General features: G+C 65.9%; 24 protein-coding genes. 7 read left to right on the top strand and 17 right to left on the bottom strand.

Translation table 11 applies throughout. From position 1 onward, the window contains the following. Window positions 1-79: 79 nt before the first annotated feature. Together ACKI1H_RS05880 and ACKI1H_RS05875 are read right to left on the bottom strand one after the other, a co-directional pair. Window positions 80-760, bottom strand: a complete 681-nt coding sequence (locus ACKI1H_RS05880) for an SDR family NAD(P)-dependent oxidoreductase (protein WP_440467884.1) — start codon at window positions 758-760, stop codon at window positions 80-82. 321 nt (window positions 761-1,081) lie between these two features. Continuing rightward, window positions 1,082-2,032, bottom strand: a complete 951-nt coding sequence (locus tag ACKI1H_RS05875) for an adenosine deaminase (protein ID WP_440467883.1) — start codon at window positions 2,030-2,032, stop codon at window positions 1,082-1,084. A 196-nt stretch (window positions 2,033-2,228) separates the two neighbouring features. On the opposite strand from ACKI1H_RS05875, the gene lptM reads away from it, so the two are divergent. The 3 genes from lptM to ACKI1H_RS05860 all read left to right on the top strand — a co-directional run bounded on the left by lptM (window position 2,229) and on the right by ACKI1H_RS05860 (window position 4,397). Continuing rightward, entirely contained in the window at window positions 2,229-2,708 is a 480-nt protein-coding gene (gene lptM, locus ACKI1H_RS05870) for an LPS translocon maturation chaperone LptM (RefSeq protein WP_138519872.1), read from the top strand. 97 nt (window positions 2,709-2,805) lie between these two features. Further along, window positions 2,806-3,888 carry a calcium:proton antiporter gene (locus ACKI1H_RS05865; protein ID WP_138519873.1) on the top strand — a complete coding sequence of 361 codons (1,083 nt, stop codon included), beginning with the start codon at window positions 2,806-2,808 and terminating at the stop codon, window positions 3,886-3,888. A gap of 2 nt (window positions 3,889-3,890) precedes the next feature. Further along, window positions 3,891-4,397, top strand: coding sequence for a nucleoside 2-deoxyribosyltransferase (locus tag ACKI1H_RS05860; protein WP_440467882.1), 507 nt, complete (start codon window positions 3,891-3,893; stop codon window positions 4,395-4,397). A gap of 66 nt (window positions 4,398-4,463) precedes the next feature. On the opposite strand, the gene ACKI1H_RS05855 is transcribed toward ACKI1H_RS05860, so the two are convergent. Further along, window positions 4,464-5,486, bottom strand: coding sequence for an energy transducer TonB (locus ACKI1H_RS05855; protein WP_138519875.1), 1,023 nt, complete (start codon window positions 5,484-5,486; stop codon window positions 4,464-4,466). Between the two features lie 85 nt (window positions 5,487-5,571). Then, entirely contained in the window at window positions 5,572-6,534 is a 963-nt protein-coding gene (locus ACKI1H_RS05850) for a CobW family GTP-binding protein (RefSeq protein ID WP_440467881.1), read from the bottom strand. Window positions 6,535-6,611: 77 nt separating this feature from the next. On the opposite strand from ACKI1H_RS05850, the gene ACKI1H_RS05845 reads away from it, so the two are divergent. Then, entirely contained in the window at window positions 6,612-6,968 is a 357-nt protein-coding gene (locus ACKI1H_RS05845) for an NADH:ubiquinone oxidoreductase (RefSeq protein WP_138519877.1), read from the top strand. Window positions 6,969-7,105: 137 nt separating this feature from the next. On the opposite strand, the gene ACKI1H_RS05840 is transcribed toward ACKI1H_RS05845, so the two are convergent. From ACKI1H_RS05840 to dksA, 3 genes are read right to left on the bottom strand one after another with little or no spacing between them, the layout of a single operon-like run. Then, window positions 7,106-7,738 carry a DUF1826 domain-containing protein gene (locus tag ACKI1H_RS05840; protein ID WP_138519878.1) on the bottom strand — a complete coding sequence of 211 codons (633 nt, stop codon included), beginning with the start codon at window positions 7,736-7,738 and terminating at the stop codon, window positions 7,106-7,108. Then, entirely contained in the window at window positions 7,738-8,940 is a 1,203-nt protein-coding gene (gene zigA, locus ACKI1H_RS05835) for a zinc metallochaperone GTPase ZigA (RefSeq protein WP_440467880.1), read from the bottom strand. The genes ACKI1H_RS05840 and zigA overlap by 1 nt, the downstream gene beginning before the upstream one ends. Window positions 8,941-8,960: 20 nt before the next feature. Continuing rightward, a complete protein-coding gene (gene dksA / locus ACKI1H_RS05830; protein ID WP_138519880.1) occupies window positions 8,961-9,365 on the bottom strand; it encodes an RNA polymerase-binding protein DksA in 405 nt (134 codons plus the stop codon). 115 nt (window positions 9,366-9,480) lie between these two features. Here dksA and ACKI1H_RS05825 point away from each other — a divergent pair, with 115 nt between their 5' ends. Together ACKI1H_RS05825 and folE2 are read left to right on the top strand one after the other, a co-directional pair. Then, window positions 9,481-9,882: a hypothetical protein gene (locus ACKI1H_RS05825; RefSeq protein ID WP_440467879.1), complete on the top strand. Its 402-nt coding sequence runs from the start codon at window positions 9,481-9,483 to the stop codon at window positions 9,880-9,882. 67 nt (window positions 9,883-9,949) lie between these two features. Continuing rightward, on the top strand, window positions 9,950-10,837 hold the full coding sequence (gene folE2, locus ACKI1H_RS05820) for a GTP cyclohydrolase FolE2 (RefSeq protein ID WP_138519882.1): 888 nt from the start codon (window positions 9,950-9,952) through the stop codon (window positions 10,835-10,837). On the opposite strand, the gene ACKI1H_RS05815 is transcribed toward folE2, so the two are convergent. Both ACKI1H_RS05815 and cfaB read right to left on the bottom strand, forming a co-directional pair. Beyond that, window positions 10,834-11,310: a GNAT family N-acetyltransferase gene (locus tag ACKI1H_RS05815; protein ID WP_440467878.1), complete on the bottom strand. Its 477-nt coding sequence runs from the start codon at window positions 11,308-11,310 to the stop codon at window positions 10,834-10,836. The genes folE2 and ACKI1H_RS05815 overlap by 4 nt on opposite strands. Window positions 11,311-11,441: 131 nt before the next feature. After that, window positions 11,442-12,626 (bottom strand): C17 cyclopropane fatty acid synthase CfaB, encoded by a 1,185-nt coding sequence (gene cfaB / locus ACKI1H_RS05810; RefSeq protein WP_440467877.1) that lies wholly within the window; start codon window positions 12,624-12,626, stop codon window positions 11,442-11,444. A gap of 354 nt (window positions 12,627-12,980) precedes the next feature. On the opposite strand from cfaB, the gene ACKI1H_RS05805 reads away from it, so the two are divergent. Beyond that, window positions 12,981-14,453: an MDR family MFS transporter gene (locus tag ACKI1H_RS05805; protein ID WP_440467876.1), complete on the top strand. Its 1,473-nt coding sequence runs from the start codon at window positions 12,981-12,983 to the stop codon at window positions 14,451-14,453. A gap of 5 nt (window positions 14,454-14,458) precedes the next feature. Here ACKI1H_RS05805 and ACKI1H_RS05800 read toward each other — a convergent pair whose 3' ends face one another. From ACKI1H_RS05800 to ACKI1H_RS05765, 8 genes are all read right to left on the bottom strand, one after another. Beyond that, window positions 14,459-15,763, bottom strand: coding sequence for an MFS family transporter (locus ACKI1H_RS05800; RefSeq protein ID WP_138519886.1), 1,305 nt, complete (start codon window positions 15,761-15,763; stop codon window positions 14,459-14,461). Window positions 15,764-16,266: 503 nt separating this feature from the next. Next, window positions 16,267-18,102 (bottom strand): glutamine--fructose-6-phosphate transaminase (isomerizing), encoded by a 1,836-nt coding sequence (glmS, locus tag ACKI1H_RS05795; RefSeq protein ID WP_440467875.1) that lies wholly within the window; start codon window positions 18,100-18,102, stop codon window positions 16,267-16,269. 15 nt (window positions 18,103-18,117) lie between these two features. Continuing rightward, a complete protein-coding gene (locus tag ACKI1H_RS05790) occupies window positions 18,118-18,888 on the bottom strand; it encodes a DeoR/GlpR family DNA-binding transcription regulator (RefSeq protein ID WP_045213398.1) in 771 nt (256 codons plus the stop codon). A 159-nt stretch (window positions 18,889-19,047) separates the two neighbouring features. Next, window positions 19,048-21,048: a diguanylate cyclase gene (locus ACKI1H_RS05785; RefSeq protein WP_440467874.1), complete on the bottom strand. Its 2,001-nt coding sequence runs from the start codon at window positions 21,046-21,048 to the stop codon at window positions 19,048-19,050. Beyond that, window positions 21,045-21,917: an endonuclease/exonuclease/phosphatase family protein gene (locus ACKI1H_RS05780; protein WP_138520031.1), complete on the bottom strand. Its 873-nt coding sequence runs from the start codon at window positions 21,915-21,917 to the stop codon at window positions 21,045-21,047. The genes ACKI1H_RS05785 and ACKI1H_RS05780 overlap by 4 nt, the downstream gene beginning before the upstream one ends. A gap of 12 nt (window positions 21,918-21,929) precedes the next feature. Then, on the bottom strand, window positions 21,930-22,571 hold the full coding sequence (locus tag ACKI1H_RS05775) for a thiol:disulfide interchange protein DsbA/DsbL (protein WP_138519889.1): 642 nt from the start codon (window positions 22,569-22,571) through the stop codon (window positions 21,930-21,932). 178 nt (window positions 22,572-22,749) lie between these two features. After that, the gene (locus tag ACKI1H_RS05770) at window positions 22,750-23,355 is read right to left on the bottom strand and encodes a c-type cytochrome (protein WP_045213406.1); all 606 of its coding nucleotides are present in this window, start codon (window positions 23,353-23,355) and stop codon (window positions 22,750-22,752) included. A gap of 46 nt (window positions 23,356-23,401) precedes the next feature. Further along, window positions 23,402-23,692, bottom strand: a complete 291-nt coding sequence (locus ACKI1H_RS05765; RefSeq protein ID WP_138519890.1) for a c-type cytochrome — start codon at window positions 23,690-23,692, stop codon at window positions 23,402-23,404. Between the last annotated feature and the right edge of the window lie 97 nt (window positions 23,693-23,789).

The following is a 23,789-nucleotide window of genomic DNA, read 5'->3' as shown; positions in this document are numbered from 1 at the left end:
CACACTGGAGTCGCCGGGAAATCCGTTCGCGAGCAAGCTCGCTCCTACGAAGAGCTGCTCCCTGCGTAGAACCAGGCAATCACACCCGTCCGGTCACCGGTATGCACGCGCCGGTGATGGCTGCCGCCGCATCCGACGCGAGGAACAGCAAGGTCGCCGCCAACTGCTCCGGCTTCACCCATCGGTCGAACTCGGCGTCGGGCATATCGGCGCGGTTCTGCGGGGTATCGATGATGCTCGGCATCAGCGCGTTGACGGTGATGCGCGCGTCCTTCAGCTCCTCCGCCAGCGCCTCGGTCAGGCGCATGACGCCGGCCTTGGCCGCCGCATAGGCGCCCATGCCCAGCGCCGCGCGTGTCGCCGCTGCCGCGGCGATATTGAGAATACGCCCGTGCCCGCGTTCCTTCAGGTGAGCCAGCGCGGCCTGGCTGGAGACCACGGCGGTGCGCAGGTTGACGCGGTACATCAGGTCCCAGGTGTCGACGTCGCCGTCAGCCAGGGTTTCCCAGTGGAAGCCGCCGGCCACGTTGATCAGCGCGTCCAGGCCGCCGAAATGCTCGTTGACCTGCTCCAGCGCGGCGCGTGCGGCGGCAGAGTCAGTGAGGTCGATACCGCCGATGGACAGCGCACCTGCCTGTGGATAACGCGGGCCGACGGCGCGATCGAGCAGGGCGACCTGCCAGCCGGCCTCGGCGAACGCCTGGCCGACCACGCTACCCAGATGGCCGAAGCCGCCGGTGATGGCGACGATCCTGTTCATGCTGCTACCTCGTGACGGTGGGAGAGCCGTTCTTATAGGGGTAGCAGGGGTTGCGCGAAAGGTCGCGGGCGCCAGATGAGGGGACGGATCGGGACGGGAGCTTTTGGAAGGAAGCTCGGGGAGTTTCGGTGCTGCGCGCCCCTCTCCCTAACGGGAGAGGGGCCGTTCGGAGTGCTTGGGAATGCCGGCATGCACCGGACATTCTCCAGCGGCTTTGAGGAAGTGAAGGGGAGCGGTGTATTCGAACTCGGCACGGACAGTCCCCTCTCCCTTCAGGGAGAGGGCTAGGGAGAGGGTCCTACAGGCCGACGCCGGACCTCATTACTTCACCAACCGCGCATCCAGGCTGTTCTGCGCCAGGCGCTTGGCCTGGTCCTGGGTCATGCCCAGGTGCTCGTGAAGGGCATGGAAGTTCTCGGTGACATAGCCGCCGAAATAAGCCGGGTCATCCGAGTTCACCGTCACTTTCACGCCGCGCTCGAGCATGTCGAGGATGTTGTGCTCGCGCATGTGGTCGAACACGCAGAGCTTGGTGTTGGACAGCGGGCAGACGGTCAGCGGGATCTGTTCGTCGATGATGCGCTGCATCAGTCGCTCGTCCTCGATGGCGCGCACGCCGTGGTCGATGCGTTCGATCTTGAGCAGGTCCAGGGCTTCCCAGATGTATTCGGGCGGGCCTTCCTCGCCGGCGTGCGCGACGGTCAGGAAGCCTTCGCTACGGGCACGGTCGAACACGCGCTGGAACTTGCTCGGCGGGTGGCCGACCTCGGAGCTGTCCAGGCCGACGGCGATGAAGGCATCACGGAACGGCATGGCCTGGTCAAGGGTCTTGAACGCCTCTTCCTCGGACAGGTGGCGCAGGAAGCTGAGGATCAGGCCATGGCTGATGCCCAGTTGCTTCTCGCCGTCCTTGAGCGCGCCCTGGATGCCGCGCAGCACCACCTCGAAGGGAACGCCCCGGTCGGTGTGGGTCTGCGGGTCGAAGAACGGCTCGACGTGGATGACGTTCTGCGCCTTGCACTTCTGCAGGTACGCCCAGGTCAGGTCGTAGAAGTCCTGCTCGGTACGCAGCACATCGGCGCCGGCGTAGTAGAGGTCGAGGAATTCCTGCAGGTTGTTGAACGCATAGGCCTTGCGCAGGCTCTCGACGTCACCCCACGGCAGGGCGACCTTGTTGCGCTCGGCCAGGGCGAACAGCAGCTCGGGCTCCAGCGAACCCTCCAGGTGCAGGTGCAGTTCGGCCTTGGGCAGGGCATTGAGCCAGTCGTACATGGGTGAGGTCTCGTTATGGGTGGGTCAGGCGTCGCCATTGGCACACAGGCCGACCCGGCAAGCAATTGGCAGCGGGGCGGCGAGCCCCATCACGCTGTGGACAGGGATAATTCTGACGCAAAAGACAGATATCCGCGAAATCTTCCGACCGGGTCGCTTCTTAGAATCGCGTTTCCTCCTTCACCCGGCCCATCCGATGAACAAGATTCTTTTGGCACTGCTGCTGGCCCTGGCCCTGGCGGCCTGCGGGCAACCTGGCGACCTGGAGTACAACGAGGCGGTGACCTCGGCTTTCCTGCGCGACCTGCAGCGGATTGACCGGGACATGGAGGGCTTGATCAACGGCGACTTCGACACCCGTCGCACGACGCCCTCCACTCCACCGGTGAAGAACCCCGGCGACCACATCGTCGAACTCGAGAAGAACCTGAACCGGGTGCAGCAGCTCCAGCACAGCGAAGAAGCCAGCAAGTTTGCCAGCAGCCTCTCGCATTACTACGAACTGCAGATCGGCTACTACCAGCAACTCAAGCGTTATGTGGAGACCGATGACAAGGCGCAGAAGGAGCTCCTCGCGCAGGACCTGGCGAGCGCTTACCAGACGCTGCGGGCACTGCCGGAGCAGATCTTCGCCGTGCAGAAGCAATTCCTGGAGCGCACCAGCCTGCCTCACTGAGGGGCTGCCGCCCTGTCGCACCGGCGTCCGCTGGTGCGGCTTCCGAGCATTGCCTAAGATGGCGCACTCGCCTCTTACGGAATGGACATCCCCCTCGATGCTGCGCGCGCTCAAAGAAGAAAAATTCCTCCTCCTCGCCCTGCTGGTGGCGATTGCGGTGTACCCGCTGGAACACAGCCTGCTGGGCGGCGGCAAGCTGCTCGCGGGGATCACCGCCAGTGCGCTGCTGGCGGTGATCATTGGCGTCTCGCTGCGCGTGGCGCACCACGCCGAGATCCTCGCGGAGAAGGTCGGCGAGCCCTACGGCACCATGATCCTGACCCTGGCGGCAGTGCTGGTGGAGGTGGTGATCCTGGCGATCATGATGGGCCACAACCACTCGCCGACCCTGGCGCGCGACACCATCTACGCCGCGGTGATGCTCGACATGAACGGCATCCTCGGCCTGGCCGCGCTGCTCGGCGGGTTGAAGCACGGCGAGCAGTCGTACAACGACGACTCGGGCAAGACCTACGTGACCATGATCCTCACCGCCGTGGGCATCTCCATGGTGGTGCCGGAGCTGATCCCGGCCGAGCAGTGGAAGCTCTACTCGTTCTTCACCATCGGCTGCATGGTCATGCTCTACGCGCTGTTCCTGCGCATGCAGACCGGCCAGCACAGCTACTTCTTCAGCTACAACTACGCCACCCACGGCGAGCACGGCGAAGGCCACGAGGCCCCCGGTAACAGCAAGCAGTCCATGGGCCTGCTGGTAGTCGGCGTGGTGCTGATCGGCGCGCTGGCGGAGGTGATGTCCAAGGCTCTCGACGTCGGCCTGGAAGGCAGCGGCGTGCCGCCTATCGTGCCGGCGCTGCTGGTGGCGGCGATCTCCGCCAGCCCGGAAATCCTCACCGCCCTGCGCGCGGCCATGGCCAACCGCATGCAGCCGGTGGTCAACATCGCCCTGGGTGCCTCGCTGTCGACCGTGATCCTCACCGTGCCGGTGATCGAGGCCCTGGCGCTGTTCAAGGGCCAGCCGATCCAGATGGCGATGACCCCGCTGCAGACCGGCATGATGTTCATCACCCTGATGGTCGCCGGCTACAACCTGCATGATGGCAAGACCAACGCCATCGAGGGCATGACCCACTTCGTGCTGTTCGCCACCTTCCTGATGCTGTCGTTCATGGGACTCTGACCATGCTCAAGCTGTACCTCGCCGGCCCCGACGTGTTCCTTCCCGATGCCTTCGAGCAGGGCGAGCGGCTCAAGGCCCTGTGCGCCGAATTCGGCGTGCAGGGGCTCTACCCGCTGGATCATTCGGTGCCGGAGGGAGTCGTCGAGCCGGTCGAACAGGCTCGCTGGATCTACCAGGCGAACCTCGAGCTGATCCGCCAGGCGGATGCGGTGCTGGCCAACCTCAACCCCTTCCGCGGTGCCGAGCCGGACAGCGGCACGGCCTTCGAACTGGGCTACGCCGCCGCGCTGGGCAAACCGCTGTTCGGCTACATCGACGAAGGCGGTAGCTGCGCGGAACGCTTGCCCTGTGAGTGGCAAGGCGAAGAGCCGGGTCGCGACCGCGACGGCAACCAGATCGAGGGCTTCGGCCTGCCGCTGAACCTGATGCTCGGCGTGCCGGCGAAGATCGCCGTGGGCGGGGCGCGCGAGGCGCTGCAACTCCTTCGAAGGGAGCTGCCACATCTGTAGAAGCCGTTCGCCTGACAACAAAAAACGCGCCCTTGGGCGCGTTTTTTGTTGGGCTCGCAAGGGCCGTCAGCGACGCCCTTCGAGCTTGAAGAAGAACACCTTGGTCGCCTGGCGGGCGACGATCCGGCCACCGCTGACGCGCGGCTCGAAGCGCCACTTGTCCATGGCGTCGCGCACGGCGTTGTCGAACATGCGCGGCGGCGAGGACTCCAGCACCTGGATATCGGCGATGCGACCATCGCTGGTGATGGTGAACAGCACCTTCACCCGGCCTTCGATACTGCGGTTCAGCGCCATGCGCGGGTAAACCGGTGGGTCCATGCGCAGCGGCTTGATGTCGCTGTCGTTCAGGCTACCAGTGGGCAGGCCGGCAGGGCCTTGCGAGCCGGTCGGCGCAGCCTGGGCGCCCTGGGTGAACTGGCCGACGGTCGGCGCGGCGGGCGGCGGCGGGGCGGCCGGGGTCGGCGGCGCGGCGGCTTCCTCTGCGGGCTCCGGGTCCGGCTCGGGCTTGGGTTTCGGCTTGGGCTTGGGCGACACCTTGGGCACAGCCTTCTCGGGCGGCTTGGGTTTGGGCTTGGGCTTTTCTACCGGCTTGGGCGGCTCGATCGGCTTGGGCGGCTCGGGTTCCGGCGGCGGCGGGGTCGGTGCGGCGGCGGGAGGCTGCTGAACTTCGGGCTTGGGTGGCAGCGTAACGACGCTCACCTGCATGGCCTTGGGCATTTCGCCGGCGCCCAGGTTCAGCTCGGCCGGAGTGGGCATCACCCAGACCAGCGCGGCGACGATGGCCACGTGCATGGCGATCGCCAGGCCCGAGGACTTCCACCAGCCACCGGGGGGCGGCGGCTGGTCGCCTTCTTCCACCCCTTCAACCGGCGCGGCATAGGGGATCAGGACCTCTTCGGGAACCACTTCCTCGTCGCGGCGGGGGCCCGCACAACTGACGAGTCGCAAGGTGGCCTCATTGACGCGCTGGGCGTTCACGCTGGGCAAATGGGCGCCGTCATCCGCCGCGGCGGAAGTGAACAGCTGTTCCTCAGCGTCTACGGCAGGACTTGCGTCCGCCGCCTTACGCGGTTGGGGTAACGACATGAGAAAGCCTGCGGGAAGAGTTCACGAAGCAGTATCTGCTGATAATTATTATCATTCACTCGTTACGCGAGGGCAACCTTCTCTGTCAGATCGGTGCGATGGCGCAGCGCAAAAGGTCGTCCTGCAAGGCCTGTGGATCAAGCTCAGCGGCCAGGATCAGCTCTATCCGGCTGTCTTTGCGCCAGGCGCTGGGCGTCCACGGCGCCGGACCGACGGTACGGTTGCAGGCCAGCCAGGCGTCCTCGCCGTGCAGCACCGCCTTGGCACGCAACAGGCCAGGAAGCCCGGCCAGCCAGGCATCCAGCTCGGCGGTGCGGAACCGCCAGTCACGGTGGAAGCGCCAGCCGACCGCCTGTCGGCCCTCTTCGACGCGGACCTGGCGCAACGGCGATTCACGGCGCAATAGCATCGCCGGTTCACCTGGCGAAGTGCCCTGCGGCAAATCAGCGCCCACCGCTTCGATCGATGCACTCGGCAGCTCATCCAGAGACAGCCGGCCCTGAGTCGTCCAGCGCAACGGCAGCTCCGGCAAGCGCGCCACCAGTGCCGCACGCGCCGCACCATCCAGGGCTTCGGACTTGTTCATCAGCAACAGCGCTGCGTCGCCCAGCGCCTGTTGCTGCGCTTCGGGCAAGAGTTGCCCGGCGGCCAGTGCGGCGGCATCCAGCACCATCACCAGCGGCTGCACGGCAAGCACGCCCTGCCAGGGCGCGGCGTGCAGTTGCGCAAGCAGCTGCGCGGGATGACCCAGGCCGGACGGCTCGATGAAGACACGTTGCGGCCGGGCCTTGCGCAGCAGCCGGCCGAGGCCGACCTGGAACGGCGCGCCATTCACGCAGCACAGGCAGCCACCGGCGACTTCGCCCAGGGCGATGCCATCCTCGTCGCGGGATAACAGCGCGGCGTCCAAGCCAACCTGGCCGAATTCGTTGACCAGCACAGCCCAGCGTTCGCCTGCCGGGCGTTGCGCCAGCAAGTCCTGCAGCAGGCTGGTCTTGCCCGCCCCGAGGGGGCCGGCAATGAGATGAGTCGGGATCTGCTTCAACATTCGCCCATGGTGCCGCCTGACGCTCGCCGGGAAAAGCGCTAGAGTCGCGGCTTCGTCACGCCACCCCCGGATCGATCATGCGCCTGTTGCTGCCCCTCGCCCTCGCCTGCCTGCCCCTGCTTGCCCACGGCGAGGCCTGCGTGGTGCACACCCAGGGCAAGGACGTCGACGTGAAAGTCTGCCAGCAGAACCGCACCATCCCGGAAAAACTCTTCCGCGAGGGCTTCTGCCAGCCGCAGCTGAAAGACCAGAAGGTCGAGGTGACCTACGCCGAAAATTGTCCCAGCGGCGCCTTCGGTGTCTGCGAGAACGCCCAGACCCAGGGCGTGCCCTACCGCCAGGACATCCACTACTACGGCGTAGCCAGCGACGCGCGCGTCCTCCAGCCATTCTGCGAGCAGCAGAGCAATGGCCACTGGCGCAAACCACTGTAGCGGTCATCGCCCTGTCACACGGCTCGGGCTTACTGTCGGCGGGTACCTCACACCCTCCCGGCACCCCACGCCGGACATGATCTTGGTGAATTGGGCCGCTCTCCCCGGGTGGCCCATTTTTTTGCCCGCGGGAAACCTCAGCCGAGCCAGTCGAGCGTCAGCAGCAGGCGGCGCTCACCCGGCGCCGGCAGCGGCGAGCGGTGGACGATGCCTGCGCCCAGATTGCCGGCCCATTTCTCGCCCTTGAACAGCCCCACGTCGCCGGCGGACATCTGACGTATCTCGGCCCGGCTGACCGGTTCTGCCGCCGCATCGCCCAGCCGCGCACGGGCCATGGCCCACTCCTCCAGCCACTGGCTGGCGGGCCCGGCATAGGTAGTGACCAGGCGCAGCGGCACGTGATCGACGTGGAAGCGCGGACACATGGCCTTGTCCAGGCTACGCAGGCGCAAACCGATACGCCTTGCGCCGGTCAGGCAGGCGAAGGCTTCGGCCAGCCATTGCAGGTCACTGCGAAACAGCGTGCAGCCATCGAGCATCGCGTACTGGCACAGCAGGTCGCCCAGTTCGACGCGCTCATCGAGCACTTCCAGGCTTTGCCTGAGGTCCAGTCCCTGGGTGCTCAACCAACCCGCGAAAGTACTGATTTCCGGGTACAGCGTGCGTTGCCAGACCGCCAGATTGACATCTTCCTTGAGCACTTCGGCTAGCACCTGGGGGTCGTCGCCAAGCACCTGGCGCGGCCAGGCAGGGGTTTGGAGGGCGAGCATCAGGCGCTGGCCTCCCAGGGTTCGAAGGGGTCGGGCAGACGCTTCCAGGCGGTGGTGCCGGCGGCCATTTCCTCGTCGTCCAGCAGGCAATGGTCCAGTTCGCCGAACAGCCGCGGGAAGTCCAGGTTCTGGCCGATGAACACCAGCTCCTGGCGGCAATCGCCGCTGTCCTCGCGCCAGTGGCGCAGCACGCCCTGCAACTCGGTGGTGTCCTGCGGCCAGTGCTCGCGCGGGACGAAGCGCCACCAGCGCCCGGCCAGGCCGTGACGCATCAGGCCGCCGGCCTGGGACCAGCTGCCGGCCTCGCGGTAGCGACTGGCCAGCCAGAAGAAGCCCTTGGAACGCAGCAGCCGGCCGTTGCTCCAGGGCTGGGCGAGAAAGTCATGGAAGCGTTGCGGGTGGAAAGGCCGGCGCGCCCGGTAGACCTCCGAGGAGATGCCATAGGCCTCGGTCTCCGGCAGGTGCTCGCCGCGCAGCTCCTTGAGCCAGCCCGGCGCCCGCTCGGCGCGCTGGAAGTCGAAACGGCCGGTGTCGAGGATGCGCGCCAGCGGCACCTGGCCCATGACCATGGGCTGGATGTCGGCATCGGGGTTGAGTCGGCGCAGGATAGCCAGCAACTCGTCACGCTCGGCGCTGCCGATCAGGTCGATCTTGCTCACCAGGATCACGTCGGCGAACTCCACCTGCTCCACCAGCAGGTCGCTGAGCGAGCGCTCGTCGTCCTCGCCCAGGGTTTCACCACGCTCGGCAAGGCTGTCGGCGCCCTGGTAGTCGGCGAGGAAGTTCAGCCCGTCGACCACCGTGACCAGCGTGTCCAGCCGCGCCAGGTCCGACAGGCTGCGGCCCTGCTCGTCGCGGAAGGTGAAGGTCTCGGCCACCGGCAGCGGTTCGGAGATGCCGGTGGACTCGATCAGCAGGTAGTCGAAGCAGCCCTCGCCGGCGAGGCGGCTCACCTCTTCCAGCAGGTCTTCGCGCAGGGTGCAGCAGATGCAGCCGTTGCTCATCTCCACCAGGCGCTCCTGGCCCCGGGTGAGGCTGACATCGCGCTGTACCTCGCGGCCGTCGATGTTGATTTCGCTCATGTCGTTGACGATGACCGCGACCTTGAGGTTTTCGCGGTTCTTCAGCACGTGGTTGAGCAGCGTGCTCTTGCCGGCGCCGAGGAAGCCGGACAGGACGGTAACGGGAAGTGGGGCGTTCACGGTGGGCTTCTCCAGGAAATTCAGGCTTCGCGGACGTGCAGTTCGCGCCGTTCCTGGCGCTCCTTGGCCTCGATGCACAGCGAGGCGGTGGGGCGCAGCAGCAGGCGGCGCAAGCCGATCGGTTCGCCGGTTTCCTCGCACCAGCCGTAATCGCCCCGGGCCAGGCGCTCCAGCGCCTGGTCGATCTTGTCGAGCAGCTTCTTCTCACGTTCCAGCAGGCGCAGTTGCCACTGGCGCGACTCCTCGCGACTGGCGACATCGGCTTCGTCGCTGGCCCGCTCGGGGTCCTGCAGTGCCTGGAATTCTTCTTCGATGCGGACCTGCAGCTCGTCGCGCTGGTCCAGCAGCAATGCGCGGAAATAGCCCTGTTGCGCCTCGCTCATGTAGGCCTCGCCGGGCTGGGCGAGCAGTTCCTGTTCGGTCATGACCGTCTCCGGAAGGGAGTGATCTTTTATGTTATATTATAACAATGCATGCTCGACAATAGCCTGCCGACGTGCGATATCGACGCTTCGCTCCACCCGCCTGCCGAGACCCTCGATGCTGCGCCGCACCCTGCTTCTCTGCCTGTTCGCTTCCTTCGCCCATGGCAGCGGTACCGCGCCGCTGCCGTTTCCCGGCGAAAAGCCGGCGCGCTGCGCCTGGTCAGCCTCGGTGCTGGCCTGCATGGACGATTCAGGGAATCTCTACAGCGTCGCCACCCAGGGCCACGACACCTACCTGCGTGGCTTCGAGGCGAGCAGCGGACGGCGCTGGGCGCAGACCGGCACGCGCTACGGCAGCCTGACCTTCTTCAGCGGCGTAACCAGCGATGGCCAGGTGTGGGTTGGTACCAGCCGCGGTATCGGCTGGACCAACATCAGCCGCTTCAGCAGTTCCTCGGGCGACAGCGCGCGCCTGACCTGCGGCCGGGTCAGCGGCTGCAAGCAGCAGCCGCGCTAAAGACCATTGCGGGATCGCCGGGAAGCAAATACGTTATATTATAACAATTGCCGATCGTGACCCGCCCATGACCTCCCTGCTCCCGGACATCGCCTGCCAATCCACCCGCCTGCCCATTCCGCTCGATTGGGTCGGCATGCAAGGCATCGCCGCGCCGCTGCGTATCGCGGGCGAGCGCGTTGCCGCGTATGCCGATGCCGGCGTCAGCCTCGACGAAGCGGAGGCGCGCGGCATCCACATGTCACGGCTGTACCTGGCGCTGGAGGCACTGGCGGAAGCGGAGCTTTCACCCACCCTGCTGCGTGACCTGCTCAAGCAGTTTCTCCGCAGCCACGCGCAGCTCTCCCGCCGCGCCAGCCTGGCACTGCGTTTCGAACTGATGCTGCGACGACCGGCACTGGTCAGCCCGCTGAGCGGTTGGAAGCGCTATCCCTGCGAGATCCATGTGCAGCTTGAGGACGATGCGCTGCAGCTGGAGTTGCGTCTGAGCCTGCCCTATTCCTCGACCTGCCCGTGCTCGGCGGCACTCGCTCGCCAGTTGATCCAGGAGCGCTTCGACAGCGACTTCGCCGGCCGACCACTGAAGGCCAGCGAGGTCCGCGCCTGGCTAGGCAGCCCGCAGGGCATAGTCGCCACGCCGCACAGCCAGCGCAGCGAGGCACAGCTGAAGGTGCAACTCGGTCCGACCGCGCGGGCATTCGCCTTCAGCGAGCTGATCGACCAAGCCGAAGAAGCCCTCGGCACCGCCGTGCAGACGGCGGTGAAACGCGCCGACGAACAGGCCTTCGCCCTGGCCAACGGGCAGAACCTGATGTTCTGCGAGGACGCCGCACGCCGGCTGCACCGGGCGCTGCTGCAGCGCGAAGAAGTGTCAGGTTTCGAGGTGCGCGTGGTGCATGCGGAAAGCCTGCACGCCCACGATGCGGTAGCGGTGAGTCGCTGGAGGCGCGACTAGGCGCCGAGGTCGAGCGCCAGACGAATCTGGTCGCGACACTGGATGCCATTCTCGTAGATCGGCTCGGGATAATGCCGCACGAAGTGATCCGTCTCGATGCCAACGATGCGGAAGCCCAGGCGCTGGTACAGGCCGAGTTGGGCCTGGCTGGAGTTGCCGGTGGCGATGGTCAGGCGCTGCAAGCCGGCCTCGCGTGCCTGCTCGATGGCCGCCAGCAGCAGACGCCGGCCCAGGCCGCGCTCTTGCCATTCGTCCTCCACCGCGAGGCTGGTGATCTCGGCGACGCCAGGCTCGCGGGGCGTCAGCGTCAGTACGCCACGGACGGAGTCCGCCTCGTTCAGCGCCAGCAGGCGGGAGTCAGGCAGGTAGCTCTCGATCTGTTCGCGGCTGGGATCGGCCTTGAGCAACAGCGACCAGGGCGCCTGCGCGGGCGAGAGTTCGACAAGGGACAGGTCCGGGAAGAAATTCACCATGATTCGTCTACCAAAGAGTCAGTGGGGAAAGGGGGTTTAGCCTCCCGAGCCCCTCGATGCAAGCCTTTTGCTCCACGCCGGAAATGCATCGGGCCCGGCAAGCCGGGCCCGATGGCAGTCCCTGAACAGGCTCAGGTGTAGAGGTCGCGGCGGCTCCAGGGCACCTCGTGGCCGCCGTCCGTATGCGGCTTGCTGGCGAGAATCTGGTGCAGATTGATCCAGCCCTTCTTGAACCCGTATGCACAACCGGCGAGGTATAGGCGCCAGATGCGCAGAGCCTGGTCGGGCACCAGTTTCGCCGCTTCAGCCAGTTTGGCTTCGAGATTGGCACTCCAGAAGTCCAGGGTGCGCGCGTAATGCATGCGCAGGCCTTCGACGTCGACCACTTCGAGCCCCGCCTCGCTCATGCGCGCGACGGCCAGCGACAGGTGCGGCAGCTCGCCGTGGGGGAACACGTAGCGGTCGATGAAATCACCGGCGCCGCGCCCGACCGGACGGCCGTCGGTATTGCTGGAGGTGATCCCGTGGTTCATCACCAGACCGCCCGGCCGTACCGCGTCGTACAGGTGCTGGAAGTAGAGGCCCAGGTTGGCGTGGCCGACGTGTTCGAACATGCCGACGCTGACCACCTTGTCGTAGCGGCCGTCACGCGGCAGGTCGCGGTAATCTCGCAATTCCAGGGTCACTTTACCTTCCAACCCGTCCGCCTCGACCCGCTCGCGGCCGAGCTTGAGTTGCTCCTCGCTGAGGGTGATGCCATGCACTTCCACGCCGAACTCCCGCGCCGCCAGGCGCGCCAGTCCGCCCCAGCCGCAACCGACATCGAGCAGCTTCTCGCCAGGCTTGAGGCGCAGCTTGCGGCACAGGTGGCGCAGCTTGGCCAACTGGGCAGTGGCCAGGTTTTCGTTGCCGGTCTCGTAGTAGGCGCAGGAGTACACCATCTCGGGATCGAGCCAGAGCTGGTAGAACGTGTTGGACAGGTCGTAGTGGTAGTGAATGGCTTCGGCGTCGGTGGCCTTGTCGTGACTCTTGCGCACGTAGTCGGCATCGTCGTCGGCATCGCCCAGCGCAGCGCTGAGGGCGTCGGCAGTGGCGATCACTTCCTGCATCGGCCCCTCGATGTCCATGCGGCCCTCTACGTAGGCGCGACCGAGGATATCGAGGTTGGGATGGGTGATCTCGGTCAGCAGCGTGGGATCGCGGACAACCAGAGTTACCTGCGGGTCGGGGCCCAGGTCGAAAGCCTGGGCCTCGCCGATGCGGATACGCAACGGCAGCTGCAGGGACAGCAACTCAGAGGGCAGATTGGCTTTCATGCAAACCTCCTGGTCACAGGGCTGAAGAACTATAGACCAGCACCTCCATAGTCTTCGCCTATGGCCTGGCCCGCGAAAAACTATCGGGCGCCGATCCCTGCAGTGAACCTGACAGTATCTCTGCAGTGGAGTACGCCCCGGCGGGTTGCGTTCCCAAAAAGGACAGCACGGCAAGATAGCTCGCCTGTAAAGCGTAGCAGCCGCTGCGTTGGCTATCTTTGCCAGCCCTGAGATAGAGCCTTTCCTGCCTGGCAACTATCGCGCCGGCGTGACAGTTCGTCGCTGCCTTGCACTACACTGGGCTCGCCCGCGCCCATCCCGGCCGGAGCACCTCTGCAGTGAAGGGGGCCTTCCTTGAATACTTTGTCCGAGCCGCGTCCGGCGGTCCGCACCGTGCTGGTCGGGCTGATGCTGGCGATCTTCCTCGGTGCACTCGACCAGACCATCGTCGCCGTGTCCCTGCCGGCGATCTCCGCCGGCTTCGGCGACTTCGACCTGCTGGCCTGGGTCATCTCCGGCTACATGGTGGCGATGACCATCTCCATGCCGATCTACGGCAAGCTCGGTGACCTCTACGGCCGCCGCAGGCTGATGCTCTTCGCCATCGGCCTGTTCACCTTCGCCTCGCTGCTCTGCGGCGCGGCCCAGAGCATGGAGCAGCTGGTGCTCGCCCGCGTACTGCAGGGCATCGGCGCCGGCGGCATGATGTCGGTGAGCCAGGCGATCATCGGCGACATCGTCCCGCCACGCGAACGCGGTCGCTACCAGGGCTACTTCAGCAGCATGTACGCAGTGGCGAGCATCGCCGGCCCGGTGCTGGGCGGGCTGCTCACCGAGTACCTGTCGTGGCGCTGGGTGTTCCTGATCAACCTGCCGGTGGGCCTGGTGGCCCTCGCAGTGTCGCGCCAGACCCTGCGCGGCCTGCCGGTACCGGGGCGCAAGCCGGTGATCGACTACCTCGGCACGATGCTGATGATTGCCGGCCTGGGCAGCCTGCTGCTGGCAATCACCGAAGTCGGCCAGGGCGCACGCTGGAATGACCCGCAGATGCTTGCGCTGTTCGTCGCCGCGCTGGTGCTGATCGCCCTGTTCGTCCTGCAGGAGCGCCGCGCACCGGAACCGCTGGTGCCCATGCACCTGTTCGGTATTCGCGCGGCCACCCTGAGCTGGCTGATCAGCTTCTTCGCCAGCTTCCAGGTCATCTCGCTGTCGGTGCTGGTGCCACTGCGCTTTCAGTCGGTGACCGGCGCCGGCGCGGACAGTGCGGCGCTGCACCTGCTGCCGCTGGCCATGGGCGTGCCGATCGGTGCCTACTGCTGCGGTCGGCTTACCGCGATCATCGGCCGCTACAAGCCACAGATCGTCGGGGGTGCGCTGCTGATGCCGCTGGCGATTGCTGGCCTGGCGCTGACGCCACCGAGCGCGTATTTCTTCTCGGGCGTCTGCATGCTGTTCACCGGCATCGCCGCTGGCACGCAGTTCCCCACCAGCCTGGTGGCGGCGCAGAGCGCGGTGGAGATGAAGCACCTGGGCGTGGCCACCAGCAACATCACGCTGTTCCGCTCACTGGGCGGCGCGGTGGGCATTGCGCTGATGTCCGCGCTGCTGCTGGCGATGCTGCAGCCGTTGGCGGGCGAAGCCGGGCACGGGCTGGCGGCCAGCGCGCTGCTGGCCAGCCTGAGCGGCGACGGCCATGAGGCACAGCGGCAGGCGCTGGATGGGGTCTTCGGGCACCTGTTCCTGGTCAACGCCGGCTTCGGTGCCCTCGCCCTGCTGATTGCGCTGTCGTTGCCCGACCACGCCTTGCGCGGCCGGGCAAAGGACTGACCGGGTCAGTCCTCGTCGTTGAGGTAGCTGACCTTGCGCAGGTCCGGCAGCAGCAGGCAGACCAGCAACGCCACGCCGCACATGACCGAAACGTAAATGTAGAAGACCTCTTCCTGGCCAATGCTCTTCAGGCCCAGCGCGGCGTACTCCGCCGAACCGCCAAAGATCGCGTTACCCACCGCGTAGGAGAGGCCTACCCCCAGCGCGCGGATCTGCGGCGGGAACATCTCCGCCTTGATCAGGCCACTGATCGAGGTGTACAGGCTGACGATGGCCATGGCCAGGATGATCAGGCCGAACGCGGCGTAAGGGCTGCTGACGGTCTTCAGCGCCGCGAGAATCGGCCAGGTGCACAGCATGCCCAGGGCACCGAACCAGAGCATCGAGGTCTTGCGGCCGATACGGTCGGACAGCGCACCGAAGATCGGCTGCATGCACATGTAGCAGAACAGGGCGAAGGTCATCACGCCGCTGGCCACCTTCGGGTCCATCCCGGCGGTGTTCACCAGGTACTTCTGCATGTAGGTGGTGAAGGTGTAGAAGATCAGCGAGCCCCCAGCGGTGAAGCCCAGCACGGTGAAAAAGGCGCGCTTGTGGTGGGTGAACAGCTCGGTGAGGGTGCCCGACTCCTTGCGGTTGAGGTTGGACTCCTTGGCGGTCTCGCTCAGCGAACGGCGCAGGTAGAAGGCGATGACTGCGGTAATCGCGCCCACCACGAAGGGAATGCGCCAGCCCCAGTCCTTCAGCTCATCGGTGGTCAGCAACTGCTGCAGGATCACCACTACCAGCACGGCCAGCAACTGGCCGCCGATCAGGGTCACGTACTGGAAGGAAGCGAAGAAACCGCGCTGCCCCTTGAGCGCCACTTCGCTCATGTAGGTCGCGCTGGTGCCGTACTCGCCGCCCACGGAGAGGCCCTGGAACAGCCGCGCAAGCAGCAGCAGCGCGGGCGCCGCGACACCGATAGTGGCGTAGGTCGGCATCACCGCAATCGCCAGCGAGCCGCCGCACATCATCAGTACCGAGATCATCATCGCGGTCTTGCGGCCCTTCTTGTCGGCGATGCGGCCGAACAGCCAGCCGCCGATCGGGCGCATCAGGAAGCCGGCGGCGAAGACCCCGGCGGTATTGAGCAGTTGCACCGTCGGATCGTCCGACGGGAAGAAGGCATGGGCGAAGTACAGCGCGGTGAAGGCGTAGACGTAGAAGTCGAACCACTCCACCAGGTTGCCCGACGAGGCGCCGACGATGGCGAGGATGCGCGAGCGGCGCTCGTGGGCGGAATACTGCGGTGCGGCAGGTGCGTTCATGGGGATTCTCTTGTCGGTTTAACTGCATCCCGGACGGGAGGACGGAACTCCCTCGCCGCCCTTGCCAGTGAAATGCCATCAGGCGTTTTTCACCGACACAATCAGAAACAGTATAGCCACTTCCGATAGCCGGCTAACGAAATCGCGGGGTCGACCGGCCCTTTTGGTTCGAATATCGGACACTGGCGAACGCGCGTTTGTCGTTTCCGATTGACCGGCCACTAGCCAGCTTCTATCGTTGGCCCGCTCCCGGCCCTGCGGGAGACTTGTCAGGTACCCCTCGCAGGGCCGGAGCCCGACCTTGTCCACAAGACAAGGTCGATTTCCATTCCCCTCGTGTAGCGGCCTCTGCCGCCTGGCCTCGGTGCCCCGTCCACACCCCCGGACGAGCAGGCACCGGGGGAATGTTGATCTCCCCTGCCACCTCTCGCGAGTTCCCCAGCCCTGAGACGAAAAAAGGCCCCCGAAGGGACCTTTCTCACTGCGCCTGCGCGCTGTTCCGCTTATTCCACCGTCACTGACTTGGCCAGGTTGCGCGGCTGGTCGACGTCGGTGCCCTTGAGCACGGCAACGTAGTAGGACAGCAGCTGCAGCGGCACGGTGTAGAGGATCGGCGCCAGGCAATCGTGGATCGCCGGCATCCCCACCACATGGGTGCCCTCACCATTGGCGATGCCGCTGCCACCCTCGGCGAAGACCACCAGCTCGCCGCCACGGGCGCGGACCTCCTGCAGGTTGGACTTGAGCTTCTCCAGCAGCTCGTTGTTCGGCGCCACGGTGACCACCGGCATGTCGGCGTCGACCAGCGCCAACGGGCCGTGCTTGAGCTCGCCGGCCGGGTAGGCTTCGGCGTGGATGTAGGAGATTTCCTTGAGCTTCAGCGCACCTTCCATCGCCACCGGGTACTGCGCGCCACGGCCGAGGAACAGGGTGTGGTGCTTCTCGGCGAACAGCTCGCTGATCTTTTCCACCACCTTGTCCATGGACAGGGCTTCTTCCAGATGGGTTGGCAGGCGGCGCAGCTCGTTCACCAGCTCGGCCTCGACCCCGTCGTTCAGGCGCTTCTGCACCTGGCCGATGCCTAGGGTCAGCAGCAGCAGGGCGACCAGCTGGGTAGTGAAGGCCTTGGTGGAGGCCACACCGATTTCCGGGCCGGCGTTGGTCAGCAGGGTCATGTCCGACTCGCGCACCAGCGAGCTGGTGGCGACGTTGCAGATCGCCAGGCTGGACAGGAAGCCCAGCTCCTTGGCGTAACGCAGCGCGGCCAGGGTGTCGGCGGTCTCACCGGACTGGGAAATGGTGACGAACAGGGAATCCGGATGCACCGCGACCTTGCGGTAGCGGAACTCGCTGGCGACTTCGACCTGGCAGGGGATGCCGGTCAGGCTCTCCAGCCAGTAACGGGCGACCATGCCGGCATGGTAGCTGGTGCCACAGGCGACGATCTGCACAGTGCGCACCTTGGCCAGCAGCTCGCGGGCCTGCGGGCCGAAATTGTCCACCAGCACCTGCTCGTTACCCAGTCGGCCTTCCAGGGTGCGCTGCACCACGGCCGGCTGCTCGTGAATCTCCTTGAGCATGAAGTGGCGATAACCGCCCTTGTCGGCCGCCTCGGCGCCTTCGTGGTAGCGCACTTCCTCGCGCTGTACCGGGTTGCCGTTGACATCCCACAGCTGCAGGCCGTCGCGGCGGATTTCGGCGATGTCGCCCTCTTCCAGGTAGATGAAGCGGTCGGTGACCTGGCGCAGCGCCAGCTGGTCGGAGGCAAGGAAGTTCTCGCCATGACCCAGGCCCACCACCAGAGGGCTGCCGCTGCGGGCGGCAAGGATGCGGTCGGGCTGCTTGCTGCTGATCACCGCCAGGCCATAGGCGCCGTGCAGTTCCTTGACCACGGCCTTGAGCGCGACGGTCAGGTCGCCCAGTTCCCCCAGACGCAGGTGCAGCAGGTGGGCGATGACCTCGGTGTCGGTCTGCGAAGTGAACTCGTAGCCACGCGCCTTGAGCATTTCGCGCAGCGGCTCGAAGTTCTCGATGATGCCGTTGTGCACCACCGCCACTTCGCCACGGGAGAAATGCGGGTGGGCGTTGGCCTCGGTAGGCGCGCCGTGGGTGGCCCAGCGGACGTGGGCGATGCCCAGGCGGCCAGGCAGCGGCTGCTCGGCGATGGCCTGCTCGAGGCTGGAAACCTTGCCTGCACGGCGACGGCGATCCAGCACGCCATTGCCGTCGATGACCGCCACACCGGCGCTGTCGTAACCACGGTATTCCAGGCGCTTGAGGCCTTCGACGAGGATCGGGGTGATATTGCGCTCGGCGATGGCGCCTACGATTCCACACATGGCTTGAGTCTCCTGTCAGTCTTCGCAGCGCGCGCGGATCACTTTCACGCCACGCGCCTGGATCAGTTCGAACGCTTCATCGCTCAGGCGTTCGTCGGTAATCAGGGTCTGGACACTGCTCCAGGGCAGCTCCAGGTTGGGAATGCGCCGGCCCAGCTTGTCGGCCTCGGCCATGACGATCACCTCGCGGGCGACCTCGGCCATGACCCGGCTCAGGCCCAGCAGTTCGTTGAAGGTCGTCGTGCCACGCTCGATGTCCAGTCCGGTGGCGCCGATGAACAGCTGATCGAAATCGTAGGAGCGCAGCACCTGTTCGGCCACCTGGCCCTGGAACGACTCGGAGTGTGGGTCCCAGGTGCCGCCCGTCATCAACAGCACCGGCTCGCGCTCCAGTTCGCGCAGGGCGTTGGCCACGCTCAGGGAGTTGGTCATCACCACCAGCCCCGGCTTGCGGCCCAGCTCCGGGATCAGCGCGGCGGTGGTGCTGCCGCTGTCGATGATGATCCGCGCGTGCTCACGGATGCAGGCAGCCGCGGCGCGACCGATGGCCTGCTTGTAGCGCGACAGCGGCTGACTCGGCTCGGCGATCAGCTCATGGGGCATCGGCACCGCACCGCCGTAGCGGCGCAGCAGCAGGCCGTTGCCTTCCAGGGCGGCCAGGTCCTTGCGGATGGTCACCTCGGAGGTGGCGAAGCGGCGTGCGAGGTCGTCCACGCTGACCTCGCCCTGTTCGGCGAGCAGCGCCAGGATGTCGTGGCGGCGTTGAGGCGTATTGCGTTTCGACATGAACGATCAAGTTTCGATTCGAAAGATAATGGTGCAAATCAAAACCTAGGTTCTTTCATTCGTCAAGAATTTTCGGCCGAAATGAAATGTTCTTCCGTAGGAACGGGCCAAGCCCGCCATTCGCGTGCATGGCCTGCTCCTACCGGTCGGCGCACGTTGTCAGTCGACTTCCAGACGGTTTCGCCCGCCGCGCTTGGCGCGGTACAGCGCCTGGTCGGCGCGCTCGAACACGGCTTCGGCGCGTTCGCCCTCGCGGAAGTTCGTCAGGCCTGCCGAGCAGGTGATGCTCAGGCGTTCGCCCTTGAAGTGGAACGGGCAGGCTTCGATGGCGCCGCGCAGCGCGTCGAGCAGTTGCTGTCCGCCCTCCAGCGGCGTGGCAGGCAGCAGCACGACGAACTCCTCGCCGCCGTAGCGGGCGATGAAGTCGGTCTTGCGCACGCGCTTGGCCAGTTCATTGGCGATGATCTTCAGCACCTTGTCACCGGCGAGGTGGCCGAAGTCGTCGTTGATGCGCTTGAAGTGGTCGACGTCGAGCACCGCCAGCAGCAGGTCGCCGCCGTAGCGCTGCCAGCGCGAGACTTCCAGCTCCAGCCGCTCGCTCAGCGCGGCGCGGTTGGGCAGTCCGGTCAGGGCGTCGGTCATGGCCTTCTGGCGCTGGTCCTCGATGTTCGCCTGGAAGGTGCGGGCTTCCTCTTCCATGCTGGCAACGCGGGTCACCAGCGACTGGATGCGCTCGCCCACTTCGCGCTCGCGGGTTTCGCGCTCCTCGCGGAAGCGGTCCATGGTGCCGACCAGCCCTTGCAGGCGTGATTCGACGTTGCGCTTGAGGCCTTCCAGGTCGGTGGCTTCCAGCACGCTTTCCTTCAGGCCGCTGACCTGTTCGCGCAGGGTGTCATCCAGGTCGCGGGCGCTGGAGCTGGAGCCACTGTGGTTCTCCTGGACTGCCTGCAGGCCATCGAGGAAAGTGCCCAGGCGTTCATTGAGCTGGTGCAGGTAGCCTTCGAACTCACGCTGGCCGCCGTCGTTGAGCGACAGAACCAGTACGCCCAGATCATCCAGCACCGGCACCAGTTCGTACCAGTTGAGGCTGCCATGGATGCGCGAGCGCAGCTCCTCGGCCTGGATCTGCTGGGCGGCCGGCAGGTGCATCTCGTCCAGCAGGCGCAGCAGGCTCGCCTCGATGTGCGGCGCCACGGCGCTGTAGCCAGGCTCCGGGCGCGGCGGCAGGGCGTAGGGGTCGTTGGCCTGGCGCGCGTCTTCCGGTGTACCGAACAGGCCGGGCGGTACCGGCAGGCTGTCGAGCAGCTTGGAATCGTCGTGGGCGACAGGCTCCAACACGGGCGCTGGGGCCATTGCCTCCGCTAAGACGACAGGTTCGGGCGGCACGGCCGGCGATGGCTTGGCGACGGGTTCTGGTGCTGGGGCCAGCGCCACGGCGTCAGCTGGCTCCATGACGGGCACGGCAACCGCTTCAGCGACCACCGACTCAGCAGGTGCAGGTGCAGGTGCAGGTGCAGCAGGCTGTACTGCAACGGGCAATGGCTCAGCCATCCTCGCTTCGTCGATGAACGCAGCTTCTGCCGTTGCAGCGGGTGCAGAGGGTGTCGATTCCGGCGAGTCTGCGTCGTCGTTGTCCCGGCTGCCGAACAGCCGCTGCAGGAAGCCGGGGCGCTGTTCGCCACCAGCGCTGCCGAAATGGTCCAGCACCTGGCGCTGCAGGCGGCTCAGCTCGGCCAGAAGGGCGGGGAGTTCGCGGGAGGAACTGCCGCGGCTGGGAATGTCCTTGGCCAGGCGCTTGAGCGGTTTGCGCACGTCGCCGGGCATCTCCAGGGACAGCAGTTGCTGCGACAACTGGCTCAGGGCCGCAACGTTCTGCTCGATGCGCTGCTGGCGGCGCTGCTCGGAGTCGAGCACGGCCTTTTCCAGCTGCGGGATCAGGCGCGACAGACCAGCGTCCATCTCATCGCGGCGCAATACTTCACGCAGCTCCTTCATGCAGGCGTCTACCGCCTTGTCACTGCCCTCGGCGGCCAGGCTGCTGCGCACCAGGCCACGGCGCAGCAGGTCGAGACGGGCATCCCAGCGACGTTCGAGCTTTTCCTGCTGCTCGAGGTTGTCCAGGTACTTCTGTTTCCAGCGTTGGTCGTCGTCGCGACTCATTCAGGGTCCTCGCCGCGCAAGGCGAGCGACGAGGACGAACGCAGGGCATCCGGCAGGCGGATTTCCACGGCCACGGGCAGGTGGTCGGAAATCGGGTGCGGGAGGACACTGACGCGTTCCAGCGCCAGCTCGGAACTGAGCAGGATGTGGTCCAGGCAGCGCTGCGGGCGCCAGCTGGGGAAGGTGGCCTCGACCTGCGGGGCGATGAGCTGGAGGTCGCGTAGCGGCGAGCTTTCCAGCAGGTCGGTGGCATGGGTGTTCATGTCGCCCATCAGCACGTGGTGGCGGTAGTCCTGCAGCAACTCGCGGATGTAGGCGAGCTGACGGGTGCGGGTCCGCGCGCCGAGGGCCAGGTGCATCATCACCACGGCCAGCGCGTCCTGGCCTTCACCAAAGCGCATGAGGATCGCACCGCGTCCGGGCGGGCCGGGCAGCGGGTGGTCTTCCAGGGCGGTGGGCTGCAGGCGGCTGAGCAGGCCGTTGCTGTGCTGGGCGATGCGCCCGAGATTGCGATTGAGCTGCTGGTACCAGTAAGGGAAGGCACCGAGCTGGGCCAGGTGTTCGACCTGATTGATGTTGCCGGAGCGGATGCTGCCGCCGTCGGCTTCCTGCAGGGCGACCACGTCGTAGTCGTGGAGCAGTTCGCCGATACGCTGCAGGTTGGTGGCGCGCCCGGCGGCCGGCAGCAGGTGCTGCCAGCCGCGGGTCAGGTAGTGGCGGTACCTTTCGGTACTGATACCGACCTGGATGTTGAAGCTGAGCAGGCGGAGCCGGCCGTCGTCGGGCAGGCCGGCGGATGCCCCGGGCGCGGGATTCTCCCGCGGGACGCAGGCCCCCGCGACACGCTCACGAGTCCGCCGGCGCAGCATCGTCATCAGCCCTTACTGGGCAGCCTTGGCGCTGGCGCGTTCCTTGGCGATCAGCTGGTCAGCCAGCTGCAGCGCCTCGTCCGGGCCACCGGCCGAGCCGATGTCGAAGCGGTACTTGCCATTGACCACCATGGTCGGCACGCCGCTGATCTGGTAGGCCATCGCCAGTTTCTTGGCCTTCTCGATCTGGCCCTTGATGGCGAAGGAGTTGTAGGTGCTGAGGAACTTGTCCTTGTCCACGCCCTGTTCGGCGACGAAGTCAGCCATTTCTTCCGGGGTGGTCAGGGCTTTCGGGTTGTTATGCAGTTTCTCGAAGATCGAGTGGTGCACCTTCTTCTCCACGCCCATGGATTCCAGGGTCAGGAACAGCTGGCCGTGGATGTTCCACAGGCCGCCGAACATGGCCGGAAGGCGCACGAAGTGAACGTCGGCCGGCAGCTTCTCGACCCACGGGTTGATGGTCGGTTCGAACGCGTAGCAGTGCGGGCAGCCGTACCAGAACAGCTCCACCACCTCGATCTTGCCGGGCTGGGAGACCGGGACGGCCTGGTTCAGCTCGGTGTAGTTCTTGCCAGCTTCGAAGTCGGCGGCGTTCGCGTTGACGGCGAACAGGCCGGCGAAGGCAAGAGCGGCGGTGAAAATCAGGTTACGCATGGTTCACTCCTTGGCTGAGCGGAACCGCCACGCTACAGCGCGGCGGGATGAAGCGGTTTGACCGGAGGGGCCAGACACGGTTCCAGCATTGTAGTGGCGGAGGACGCAAAAAAGGGTGGCCGAAGCCACCCTTTTTTTCGAAGCAGTTTTTCGATCTGGCGTTTCCGCCAGCCGCCTGTCAGTGCAGGCCTTCGATGTAGCTGGAGATCGCGGCGATGTCCTTGTTGGACAGCTTGCCGGCGATGCTGCGCATGATCATCGCGTCGCCGTCGTTAGTGCGCTCGCCTTCGCGGAAGGCGGTCAGCTGCTTGGCGGTGTAGGCGGCGTGCTGGCCACCCAGGTGCGGGAAGCCGGCTTCGGCGTTGCCCTGGCCAGCCGGGTTGTGGCAACCGGTGCAGGCCGGCATGCCTTCGGCGAGCTTGCCGCCACGGAACAGGGCTTCACCCTGGGCGACCAGCTTGGGATCGGCGGCGCCGACGCTGCCGTTCTGGCTGGAGAAGTAGGCGGCGATGTCTGCCAGGTCCTCATCGCTGAGGTTGGTCAGCAGGCCAGTCATTTCCAGCACGGTACGCTTGCCGTCCTTGATGTCGTGCATCTGCTTGAGCAGGTAGCGCTCACCCTGCCCGGCCAGTTTCGGGAAGTTGGGCGCCATGCTGTTGCCATCGGCGCCGTGGCAGGCACCACAGACAGCAGCTTTCGCCTGACCGGCCTTGGCATCGCCAGCGGCGTTCGCCACACCGACAAGACCCAGGGTCAACAGCAGACTCACGATCAATTTGTTCATCAGCTAATCCAATAACGGCTAAGGGTGAAAGAGTAAGGCCTGGGAGTTACTTCGACATCCAGTGGATAATTGTCTGGTAATCCTCGGCGCTGCAGTCGGTGCACAGGCCGCGAGGCGGCATCGCGTTGAAACCGTTGGTCACATGTTGCACCAGCGTGTCCATGCCCTTGTCCAGGCGTGGCTTCCAAGCGGCGGCGTCGCCCTTTTTCGGCGCCATTGGCAACTGACCATTGTGGCAGGCGCCACAGGCTCTGTTGAAAACGGCTTCCGGATCCTGGGCCGCCAGGGCGCTGGATGCCAGCGCGGCAACGATGGCTGCGAACAGCAGTTTCTTCATGATTATCCTCATCGCAGGGAACATCCGCGTTCTTGATTGCGCGGACTCCAACGTTCCCGTGTGGCTCGACCCTGGGGGATAAAGCGCACACAAAATC

Source organism: Pseudomonas sp. YH-1 (assembly GCF_051990045.1).
Taxonomy (GTDB): Bacteria; Pseudomonadota; Gammaproteobacteria; order Pseudomonadales; family Pseudomonadaceae; genus Pseudomonas; species Pseudomonas nicosulfuronedens.
Note: the sequence above shows the minus strand (reverse complement) of the source record. Positions and strands in the feature narration are given on the sequence as shown.